The 11,579-nt window shown below is 47.6% G+C and carries 8 protein-coding genes; 1 reads left to right on the forward strand and 7 read right to left on the reverse strand.

Annotated features, from left to right (window positions below):
- Entirely contained in the window at window positions 1-339 is a 339-nt protein-coding gene (locus ABW391_RS09520) for a DUF5615 family PIN-like protein (RefSeq protein WP_353481620.1), read from the reverse strand.
- Complete coding sequence (locus ABW391_RS09525; protein WP_353481621.1) at window positions 339-566, reverse strand: DUF433 domain-containing protein; 228 nt, start codon at window positions 564-566, stop codon at window positions 339-341. The genes ABW391_RS09520 and ABW391_RS09525 overlap by 1 nt, the downstream gene beginning before the upstream one ends.
- A 166-nt stretch (window positions 567-732) precedes the next feature.
- Between ABW391_RS09525 and ABW391_RS09530 the strand changes: the two genes are divergently transcribed.
- A complete protein-coding gene (locus ABW391_RS09530) occupies window positions 733-3,804 on the forward strand; it encodes a WD40/YVTN/BNR-like repeat-containing protein (RefSeq protein ID WP_353481622.1) in 3,072 nt (1,023 codons plus the stop codon).
- 151 nt (window positions 3,805-3,955) lie between these two features.
- Here ABW391_RS09530 and ABW391_RS09535 read toward each other — a convergent pair whose 3' ends face one another.
- The 5 genes from ABW391_RS09535 to ABW391_RS09555 form a co-directional block, all read right to left on the reverse strand.
- The gene (locus tag ABW391_RS09535) at window positions 3,956-4,879 is read right to left on the reverse strand and encodes an AEC family transporter (RefSeq protein WP_353481623.1); all 924 of its coding nucleotides are present in this window, start codon (window positions 4,877-4,879) and stop codon (window positions 3,956-3,958) included.
- Window positions 4,880-4,897: 18 nt separating this feature from the next.
- The gene (locus ABW391_RS09540; RefSeq protein ID WP_353481624.1) at window positions 4,898-5,710 is read right to left on the reverse strand and encodes a nucleotidyl transferase AbiEii/AbiGii toxin family protein; all 813 of its coding nucleotides are present in this window, start codon (window positions 5,708-5,710) and stop codon (window positions 4,898-4,900) included.
- Window positions 5,710-6,537, reverse strand: coding sequence for a type IV toxin-antitoxin system AbiEi family antitoxin domain-containing protein (locus tag ABW391_RS09545; protein ID WP_353481625.1), 828 nt, complete (start codon window positions 6,535-6,537; stop codon window positions 5,710-5,712). Before ABW391_RS09545 ends, ABW391_RS09540 begins: the two co-directional genes overlap by 1 nt.
- An 82-nt stretch (window positions 6,538-6,619) precedes the next feature.
- Window positions 6,620-8,446: a CocE/NonD family hydrolase gene (locus tag ABW391_RS09550; protein WP_353481626.1), complete on the reverse strand. Its 1,827-nt coding sequence runs from the start codon at window positions 8,444-8,446 to the stop codon at window positions 6,620-6,622.
- A 231-nt stretch (window positions 8,447-8,677) separates the two neighbouring features.
- Window positions 8,678-11,569 (reverse strand): 3-keto-alpha-glucoside-1,2-lyase-like domain-containing protein, encoded by a 2,892-nt coding sequence (locus ABW391_RS09555; RefSeq protein WP_353481627.1) that lies wholly within the window; start codon window positions 11,567-11,569, stop codon window positions 8,678-8,680.
- Between the last annotated feature and the right edge of the window lie 10 nt (window positions 11,570-11,579).

Raw genomic sequence — 11,579 nt, forward strand, 5'->3', positions numbered from 1 at the left:
TTAATAAATCTCCAAAAGATCAACATCATCTGATTCAGCCAAATCGATGATTCCTGATTTATGCTTAAGCAATATTGACGCAATTTCCTCGGTGCTTTTATTGCCAGTCTTTAGTAAAATTACTTTAGGTGGACCTCCAAATCTTTCCAGCAAAAACCTAAAATCTTCATCATTTGAAACGAGGATAAGGTATCCATTTTTTTTTGCCCAATCCCAGATTGCAACATCACTTGCAGGAATTGGCAAACCAGTTCTTGTTACATGTAGACACTCAGTAGAAAGATCAGCGAGTTTTTTTACCAAGCGGAAGGAAAGGTTGGCATCGAGTAAAATCTTCATTAAGCAGCCAAAACTTTAGTACGTGACTCTCGATATGCCGAGTAGGAAAGTGCAGCTTTGATCATATCCATGTTCAATTCGGGGAAATCCTCAATGATTTCTTCAAAACCCATGCCAGCGGCAAGCCAACCAAGGATGTCCTGAACAGCTATTCGAGTGCCAATTACACAAGGTTTTCCAAAACGAATGTTTGGGTCAATCCCGATGTATTCATTGAGTTTAAACATTTCAACTTGTTTTGTTTTCAAAGATAATAAATTTTTCTTGAAAAACATCCCTCAGTCAATGTGCTACATTCGATTTTTCGGCTACATACAAAGAGTCCTGCCGAAATGTACCTTTATTTGATTTCTGTTCCTTAACTTTCCATCAACCAACAATCACGGATACCGTATGAAAACAAAAATGCTCCTGACCACACTCTTCTTTTTTACCCTGGCGCTTAGTCAAATCCAGGCCCAACCTTACGATGCCAAGCTTTTCGATGCCATGCGTTGGCGCATGATCGGGCCGCACCGCGGAGGGCGCACCGTAGGCGCAGTCGGTGTCCCCCAACAACCCAATGTGTTTTACATCGGGGTCAATCACGGAGGTGTTTGGAAAACCACCGACTTTGGCCGTACCTGGAAACCGATATTTGATGATCAACCCACCGGATCGATTGGCGATGTGGGAGTAGCGCCTTCCAACCCCAATGTGCTATATGTGGCCAGCGGCGAAGGGCTGCAACGTCCCGATCTATCCGTGGGCGACGGCATGTACAAATCCACCGATGCTGGCAAAACCTGGCAGCACCTGGGACTCAGCGACGGGTTGCAAATTGGTGGACTGGATATCGACCCCAAAAACGAAAACCGCGTTTTTGCCGCTGTACTGGGTCACCCGTATGGCCCCAATACCGAACGAGGCGTGTACCGCACCACCGATGGCGGCAAAACTTGGCAGCGTGTGCTGTACAAAGACGAAAACACTGGCGCCATTCAGGTCACTATTGATCCCAGCAATCCCAATACCGTTTACGCTTCCCTTTGGGCTGGTCGGCAGGGCCCCTGGGAAAACGGTGCCTGGCAAGGCCCCGAAAGCGGCTTTTACAAATCGACTGATGGAGGCGATACCTGGAAAAAACAAACCAAAGGACTGCCCACCTTCGCAGAAGGTTTGGGTCGGATTGGATTTTGCATCGCGCCCAGCAATCCCAAACGTCTGTACGCCACCGTTGATGCGCCCAAAGGCGGCATTTACCGCAGCGACGATGGCGGTGAATCCTGGACGCTGATGAACCCAGATCCTCGCCTCTGGGGTCGGGGAAGCGATTTTGCCGAAGTAAAGGTTGACCCTAAAAATCCTGACATTGTTTTTTCCGCCAATGTTGTCACTTGGAAATCTACCGATGGTGGCAAAAACTGGAAAGCCTTCCGTGGCGCCCCTGGTGGCGACGATTACCACCGCATCTGGATCAATCCCGATGATTCCAACATCATCCTGCTGGCCAGCGATCAAGGAGCCATCATTACCGTGAATGGCGGTGAAACGTTTAGTTCCTGGTACAACCAGCCTACGGCGCAGTTTTACCACGTGAGTACCGACAATGCCTTTCCCTACAATGTATACGGTGGCCAACAAGAAAGTGGCTCGGTGGGCATTGCTTCCCGGGGCAACGATGGCCGCATCACTTTCCGCGAATGGCACCCAGTGGGGGTCGAAGAATATGGTTATGTAGCTGCTGACCCTTTAGATCCAAACATCATTTACGGGGGTAAAATCACCAAATTCGACAAACGGACGGGGCAAAACCAAAACATAGCGCCCGAGGCGGTGCGCAGTGGCAAGTACCGCTTCATTCGTACTGCTCCAGTGTTGTTTTCACCAATCGATCCTAAAACGCTCTTTTTTGCGGGAAATGTACTGTTCAAAACCCAAAACGGCGGCAACTCCTGGGAAGTCATCAGTCCGGATCTGACCCGCGAAACTTACGATATCCCCGCCAGTGTGGGGGTGTTCACCACGCCAGACATGAAAACCATGCCACGGCGGGGCGTTATTTACACCGTGGCACCTTCGCCACTCGATGTCAACCTCATTTGGGCCGGAACGGATGACGGGTACATCCAAGTGACCCGCGATGGGGGCAAGACCTGGACGAACGTGACCCCGCCAGCCATTACCTCCTGGAGCAAAGTGTCCATCATGGAGGCCAGCCATTTTGACCCCAATACGGCCTATGCTGCCGTAAACCGCATCCGCTGCGACGATTTGCGCCCACACATCTACCGCACCCGCGATGGGGGCAAAACCTGGCAGGAAATTGTGACAGGTTTGCCCAATGATCCCATCAATTCCGTCAAGGAAGATCCCCTCCAGAAAGGCTTGTTGTTTGCAGGTTCTGAGCGGATGGTCTCCGTTTCTTTCGATGATGGCGAGCATTGGCAGCCGCTCAGATTGAACATGCCCGCCACTTCAATCCGCGATTTGGTGATCAAAGACGATGACATTGTAGTGGGTACGCATGGACGTTCTTTCTGGATTCTGGACGACATCACGCCGCTGCGGCAATTGACCAAAGCTTTGGTTGCGCAAAATTCGATCTTGTTCAAACCTCAAACGGCTTATCGGGTGCGTTGGAACATGAACACCGATACCCCTGTACCGCAAGAAGAAGCTGCTGGCGAAAATCCACCAGATGGAGCAGTAATCAATTATTACCTGAAAAATCAAAGCGAGGTAACGCTGGTGATTTATGATAAGTTTGGCACAGTGGTTCGTAGTTACAGTACCAATGACAAACCCATCGAAATCAACCCTGGCAATGTACCTCCTTATTGGATTCGGCCGCAACAAATTTTGTCGGGAGCACCCGGATCACACCGTTTCCTTTGGGATTTGCACTACACGCCACTGGATGAACCGGTATCTTTTTCGATTGCAGCAACTTATCAGAATACTGCTCCAGAACCAACGGGCCCTTGGGTATTGCCTGATACCTATGTGCTCAGACTCGTAGTAGATGGTCAATCGCTGACTCAAAACCTGACGGTTAAAATGGACCCACGGGTAAGCAGCACGACTGCACAATTGAAGCAGCAGCACGATTTGTCGCTGGATTGTTACAAGGGTAAGCAAAAAGTGACCGAGTTGGAAGCAGCGGCCGCCAGTTTGCGCAAGCAAGTGGCACTGACGTTGCCGATGATCAAAAAAGGCCCACTCACTAACTCTTTGCAACAATTGGATCAAACCATTGCAAGCATCCAAAACAATGAATTGGGTCGCCTGAATCGGGCCTTTGGAGGCGTTTTCAGCGGATTGCAAGAGACCGATATGCCTGCTACTACCCAGGCTATCGCGGCTGCACAGGAGTCGAAGAGCAATCTTGAACAAGTCACCAAGAAATGGGATGCTCTGTACAAAGAGGTATTGCCGGGTATTAATGAGCAATTAAAGAAAATGAAATTGCAGGGGATTGAATAAGGCAGCCTAAATCACCAATTTGACATGATGTTTCGCGCAGATTTTACACAGATTAATTCGCAGATTTCACACAGATTTTTCCGTGAAAATCTGCGAATTAATCTGCGTCAAATCTGCGTGAACAAAAACTTCCAATAATAAGGCGTCATACTTAAGGTATCAATCCCAGCACCAAAACCAGCACCCACATCAAGCCAAAACTGATCAACAGGGAGATGTTGAGCAGGGTGCCAGCAATGCGCGAATCAAAGTTCATTTCATCGGAAAAAGGTAAAATGGTCATGCCCAGAGGCAGTAGCACGCAGATGATCAGCACGCTTTGCATGAGCGAGGGCGGGAGAAAAAAATACAGAATGGCCACCATCGATAAACCCACCACATAGCGGATGCTCAATACTTTGGAGATGGCCTTCAGTTGATTTTTATCCAGGTTGAAACTCAAATAAACGCCCATCAACAACAGTACCAGCGGTTTATTGCCCTTGGCCAATACATCCAAAGCATCGAATACCAGGGGTGGCATTGGAATCGACAAGGCATTGATGCTCAAACCCACAAACAAGCCCAAAAATGGAGGAAGACTGAAAACGCGCTTCAAAATGGCTTTCCAATCAAGACCCGCTGCGCTGCCACCCGATGCGAAAAAGCGCCCCAGGGGGTAAACTACGCCAAACGCAATCAGGGTATTGCCGATGTCGAACATTACCGCATACACCAGTGCTTCCTTGCCAAACAAGCCCTCAATAATGGGGAAACCAAACAAACCCACATTGGCGGTTCCTGCGCCCATGGTGAGTACGCCACGCAAGTCATTGGTGTAATTGGAAAACCAAAACCAGGCGATACTCAGCATGATCACGCAAAAGCCAATGCAAAACAAGGGGATCAAAAACAATCCTGGATCCAACTGCACTCGCGCCGTAGACACAATCATCAAGGCGGGAAAAGTGGTGTGCATCAGAAATCTGGAAATTGTCTTGCCGTCTTTTTCGGTAACAAAGTCATATTTTTTCAACAAAAACCCCAAAAGGATGATGCTGAGCGTGATGACAAAGACGTTGTTCGCTTGGGTCATGGTCGGTGCAGCTTGAGATTAGAGTTGTCCAAATGTCTTGAAGTGTCGATTTACAGCTCGATTTATTCCTTCGAATTTTGGGAGGTCAGCAATTTGGTGATTTAGATACTGATTCCATAAGTTTTCAAATTGTTTGGATTTTCGTTTCCATGTAGTCAAAAACTGGGTTGCTTGATGTCCTTTGTGTTGGGCTTTTGCAACAAACTCAAGCTTTAATAATTCTAAATCCAATTCTGTTTCTTCAAGTAAATACCAAATGTCATAAAGATCTCTGGGTTGAGTTCGACCCATCAAAGCAACTAATTTTTCTATCATAATTTCTTCAAGTGGATAACAGCGCAATAGGAATTGATCAGGCGGTAAATCTGGATAGTTCTTAAAAATAGGACGATCATGAGGGGGGTATAATAATTTTTCACCTCGGGTTATGTCCACTTTTACAGATTTGCTGTCAATTTTTCCACCAAGTGGGCCTAAGAAATAAATGTAAAAGGCTATACTGCCACTGATGTGAACCTCAAGCGGACTTAATTTGAGTTGTATTCCGGATTCTTCTTCAATCGCATTTATCGCTTCATTGAAACCATCAATAAGTTTTTCGTTGCTTATTGTATCTGGAACAAGTGTGAAATCCAAATCTTCAGAAAATCGATAATTAGCAAAATATACCATTTTCAAAACTGTGCCACCTTTAAAAACTAAACTGTTACGCAGCAACTCTATTTGTGAAATGCCCCAAAGCAGCCAATTGATGACGTAATCTTTTTCAATTTGCGTGTCATTGACTTTATTCTTGCCTGCAATGATTTGAATGTCTTTGGGTTTAAGCATCAGTTGAAGTTTACAGATAAGATGGTTTCTTCATCCAAATTTTGAATGATACCCCAACGACTCAGCATATGTCCTGATTTAGGCAAAGCAGTATCCAAGAGAACGTAGGTCTGAGAATGTTTAACCAGATCATTTAGTTCACGAGACAGCTCTGGTAGAATATCCAGTGTCTCTAATAAGTATCCTATCCTTCGGATTGCTCCATCTGAATCAAATAAACGGATGTACTCCAACAATTTCTCTTGATTTAAATCTTGGCGTGATTTGTACAATGCTCGGCCTAATTCAGAAATTCCTCCGGCGTATTGGGGCATAAATGCACAATCTATGAAGGTCTTTTCCAGATCGGAGCAATTTATTCTAAAGGTTCCTTCTTGCACCCATTTCTTAGTGATACCAAAGAAATGCTTAGAATTGTGGGCAATGAATTGAAACGGAATGCCATTGATGACCTGCAAAGTTGGCCGTAACGAACGACTAACTACCACTTGTTCACCTAAAGAGGGTTGTACTGTTTGGTCATGCAATGCAAGGGCACTGTAGTATCCAATATAATAAGGAGTATCTCTAGCCAAGTGATGAGCAACTACATGCCAGTTTGGAAAATAAGTTTCAGGATCCCGATCATAGGGGATGATGTGGTACAATCCATCTCGCAAACGCATGAGTAATCCCTTGCGAACCATATCACTCAATAGCCGACGTACAATTGGTTCATCATTTTTTTCCAAAATTTGTGTAGCATCAGAAATGCAAAAATACTCCATGTTTTTCATGTAAAGTCCTTGGAGCAGTAGTGCGGCGGATTTTCCAATGGTTTTGAGCACGTGTTGATTTTGTGTTTAAAAACGAAACAAAGTTACATCAAAATACAATATTTTTTTGTGTTTTTTTTGGCAATATTTTGAATTACTTCACCACCGAAACCATCACCTTCGACGCATTCGCCCCTGTTCGGTAAACCCGATGCTCTGCCTTCACGTAATCACTGGCCTTGGCCGTAAAGATATTCGGTACAAATTTTTGTGGGTTGCGGTCAATCACGGGAAACCAGGTGCTTTGTACCTGCACCATGATTTTGTGGCCTTTCTGGAAGGTATGATCCGATTGCAAGAGATCGACGTTGTATTCCACTACCTCGTTGGGTTTGACGGGCAATGGCGTTTCAAAACTTTTGCGGAAGCGACCTCTCAGCACGTCGGCAGTTACAATTTGCTGGTAGCCGCTCATTTTGAGGTTTTTTGCATCCAGGGCAGGATAGACATCGATCAGTTTCACGATCCAGTCGGCGTCAGAGGCGCTGGTGGAAGCAAAAAGATCGGCGATTACCTTGCCGGTGATGGTTACGTCATTTTCCAATACATCGGTTTCCCAACTCAACACATCGGGGCGGCCATCTACAAAACGTTGGTCTTCCGTCATCCAGGTAAACCAGCGTGAACCAGGGCCATAGGTCTGTTCGATGGGGCGGGTACGATAAGGAACGGGATTGGCGGGATCGGAGATGAAACTGTCGAAACCAGTGCTGGCTTTAGGTTGGTCAAAAGACAATTTTCCGTCGGCATGGAAATACAAGGCTTGTTGGATGGCTTGTTTTGTAGGCCATGAATCATACCGCTTCCACTGGTTGGAACCCGTTTGAAAAGTAATGGCTTCCGCAAATTTCCCGTCGCCCTTGCCTTTAAGGTGATAATTGAACCATCCGAGCTGGATTTCTTCGCGGAAAGTTTTGGAGGTTGGTGCGTCAAACTGCAAATTGCCCAAACTGCGTCCTTCTGAACGTGACCAACCACCGTGGTTCCATGGGCCGATCACAATGCAATTCAAGTTGTTTTTGTCCTGTTTTTCCAACAGTTCGTACATGAAAAGAGGGCCAGCAAAATCTTCCTGGTCAAACCATCCCGCCACGTGTTGGGTCGGAACGGTCAGCGGGCGATTGGCAAAGCGGGTGAACAAGGATTGTTTTTTCCAAAAATCATCGTAATTGGGATGATTGACGAAATTGTCCCAGGAAGGAATGGTATGCTTGAAATACTTGTCATTGACGTTGGACAATGGGCCCAGGCGCAAGTACCAATCGTAATTGTCGTAGGTATCAAAAGGAAACAAGGTGTCAATTTTACCCGCTTCCTCCATAAATGCGTAATCAAAGCCGTAGCTTAGGCGAAAAGCTCCGTTGTGGTGCATGTCGTCGTTGATGAACCAGTCGGCTGGGGTGGCTTGCTCGGAAATGGCCTTGAGTGCGGGGTGCGGATCGATGAGCGCCATCATGCTGGTCCAACCGCCATAAGAAATGCCAAATACGCCAACTTTGCCGTTGTTGTTGCCAATGTTTTTCAACAACCAATCAATGGTATCGTAGGTGTCGGTGCTTTCATCAATGCTGTTGGGCAACTTAGGATCGCGGGTCATGCGCAGCATTTCAAACTTGCCTTCAGACAAGTAGCGCCCCCGAATGTCTTGATCAACAAAAATGAAACCTTCTTTGGCGAGTTCTGGGTTCGAGCGCTCAGGATAAGGGGATTCGGCAACACCGTAGGGCGTTCGGCTCAACAAGAAGGGGAGTGGGTCTTTGCTGTTTTTGGGTATAAAAATTAAGGTGTTCAATTTGATGCCATCGCGCATGGGGATCATCACCATTTTTCTTTCGTATCGGGAGTCTGGTGCGGGTTCTTGGGCCTGGAGGGTGGTGCAGAAGACAATCAGCAATAGAAAGAGTGGGAAGAATGGTTTCATAGGTTTTATTTTTTGATGGCGATGATCAATTTGGTTTCGCATTGATTTTCCGAAAATCTGCACGAAACTAAAATACATTACTTACTCAGATTAAGCAGGCAGCTTCGCTGCTTTGATTTTCCACCACCTTAGGCACTTCAGACACCTAAGACCCACCTGAGAATCCGAGAACAGTATTCTTCATGTGACTCTTAGGTGTCTGAAGTGCCTAAGGTGGTGGAAAAATGTGAGTTACTTACTCAAATCCTTGATCCTTATGTTCCGAAACTTCAGCACCGAACCATGCCCCAAAAAGCCAATATGGCCTTTGTTGCGTTTTAGCCCGGGGTGGTCTTTGTGGTCCATGGTTCCCTTTCTGGAGGCCAGGTTCATGTCGCCTTCCAGGATTACCGTGCCATTCAGGGTGACCCGGATGAAGTCACCAATGACGTATACTTCTTCCTGGTTCCACTCACCAACGGGTTTGAGGAAGTCGCGTTTGGCAGGAATTACCCCATATACCGAACCGTGGTATTGATAAGGCTCCAACTTGGCATAAATTGGCGCGGTATTGTCCAGAATCTGGATTTCCTTGCCCACATATGCGGCGTCACCTTCCAATGGCGCGTGAATGCCCAATCCATTGTTGGCGCCAGGCGTCAATTGAAACTCAAAGCGGAAAGTGAAATCACTGAATTCTTTAGCGGTATACAAGTTGCCCCGGTTTTGAGCCGCAGTAGGGTAGATGGCAATGTTGTTGTCTTCAACTACGTAATCCGTTTTGTTGCCCACCCAGTTGTCGAGGTTTTTGCTGTTGAACAGGATTTCAAAACCTTGCTGGATCTCCTCTGCGGACAGTTCATAAGGTTTGCTCACTTCGAGGCTGGAAGGCGGCAGGGTAGCCAGGTAGGTCTCGATGTCGATGCGCTCGTATTGGCTATCCGGGCCACTCAGCGTGGTGCGGGCCCGTTCAAGCGCATTGCGTACGATGCTTCCAGTAAGGCCGGGTTTGGCGTCAGCGGTGGGCAAGGCAATTTGCATCACAGAGCGACTGGCCGCAGCGCTTAAATCGGGATTGTCTTGATAACGATTGACCGACATCAGGGCAGGCAGTCCCCGCAAACGGCCCATGCCACGAATTACTGCGGATTGGTCTTGCTTGGAGGTAACGGCCAGCATAGACTCTTGCAGCATGGCCAATTTTTCGTCGTCAGACCAGCTCGATTTGTTGATTTGGTTGATCAAGGCGCTGAATGCCCGATCGTGGTAAGCAGTTAAAGCGGCGTCCTGGCGAATGCCCAACAAGGTGCGGATGGCATCGCTGTTGTTCCAATTGCACAAGGCAGTAAAAGCAGCTTCTTTTTCTTTGCCGGTACCTTGAGTAAAGCTTGCCTTGGTTTTTTCAAGGGCACTTTTGTCTTCCATAAAGGCCAAAATAGGAATGATCTTGGTCTTGTCGCGCTGATACGCCTCTGTGATCAGACTGGTCGCATTGGCATCCAGGGCTGAAACAATGGCACTTTGAATTGATTTGATTTCTGCTTCTTTTTCAGTAGCAAAAAGCAGGTTCAACAGGTCTGGAATTTTTTTACCAGAAGAAAGATTGGACAGCGCTTGAAAGGCTGCGTTTTGCACCATTGGATCGGTAGATTTTGACAAAGCAGCTACCTCATCAAACTGATTGACTGCCCGGCGGTCGGACAATATCTGGATCAACGCGATTTTGGCTGCGCTAGATGCACTGCCTAATTTTGCCGCTAAAAGGTTGGTGTTGTCTTTGTCCACCAACTGCAGTAAGGCCAATTGGGCTGCTTTGATCTCCTTTTCATCGCTGGACTTGGTCAAATAACCCAGGATGGCTGGCGCAAATTTTTTGTTTTTGCTGCGGGCAATGGCATCGGCTGCCACCATTCGCACGGCAGAATTGGTGGAATTCAAGGCAGGCACCAATTGCGCTTCCAGGTAGGAATCCTCCGTTTGAGCCTTGGCCAACATGGCCAAAATATCTGCCTGTGCATCGCCTTTGGCCTTTTTGTAGGCCGCTTCCCATTGCATTTTTACGGCTGGATTCTGTAGGCTCAAGCTGGCAATTTTGAGGATTTCAAGGCGGTAGCCGTCGTCAAAACGGGTTTGCTCTGCGATCAACAGTTTTGCGGTAGCAGCAACATTGGCCCAGGCCAGACTTTTGAGGGCAGCCAGGCGGAAATGCTGTTGATCAGCTGCCAGCGTGCCTGCCAAAATAGCTTTGCTCAAGGTACCTACCAAAACGGTATTGCCTTTTTGGCGGATCTGGTGCAAATATTCTACCAAGGCGTTACCTGCCTCGGTGGGGTCATTTTTGAAACCTACCGCTTTGGCTTTTTCCAGCAGGGTATTGCTACCGCTGTTTTCGCCCATTAGCGCCAGCGTCCAGAGGGCTTGCTTTTGCAGTTCAATGTTTTTGTTGGCGGAAAAAGGCAGAATGGCTGCAATGGCGGGCTTGTACTTGAGTTCACCCAATGCTTCGATCAAACGATTTTGGACATTTGCTGGGGCACTTGGCAATGCTGCGGTCAGCGCTTGTTTGGCATCTGGGGTACCAATGGTAACCAAGGCTCCAATGGCTGGCGCAAACAAATCCGCGTCGGTAACGTAGGTGGTCAAAGGGGCAACGCTGGTATTGCTGCCAACCAAGCGGATGTTGCTGATGAAATAGGCTTTGGTCTCGGTGGTCTTGGCTTTGGACAGAGCTTGCACAAAGGCTTTTTCGATCAAGCCTTTGTCTTCTACTTTTTTGGCGTAGTGCGTGAGCAAAGAGACTGCATAGCGAGGGGCTACACCGCTGGCCTGGCCACTGGCTTGTACCTGCTCGGTGATGAGGTTGATGCCTTCTTCGCCAGTACGCATCAATTCAGCAAAACTGCGTTCGGCTTCGGGATTGCTGGTGCTGGGCAGGGTGGCCAGAACGTCAGCAATTTTGGTCTTGGTGCTGCGCTGGTCTTGAGCAGAAAGAGGGTGGAGATTGGTGAGGAAAAGGACGAGGATGGCAAGTGCTCCTAAATTTGTTGGATTTGCCCATGACTGAAGTCGTGGGGTGGGGGTATGGCGTGCCTGCCCACGACTGAAGTCGTGGGTTGCGGAAAGCGAAGATATATGTGCTTGCATGATTGATTTT

The organism is Haliscomenobacter sp. (assembly GCF_040403615.1).
In the GTDB taxonomy this organism is placed as follows: domain Bacteria; phylum Bacteroidota; class Bacteroidia; order Chitinophagales; family Saprospiraceae; genus Haliscomenobacter.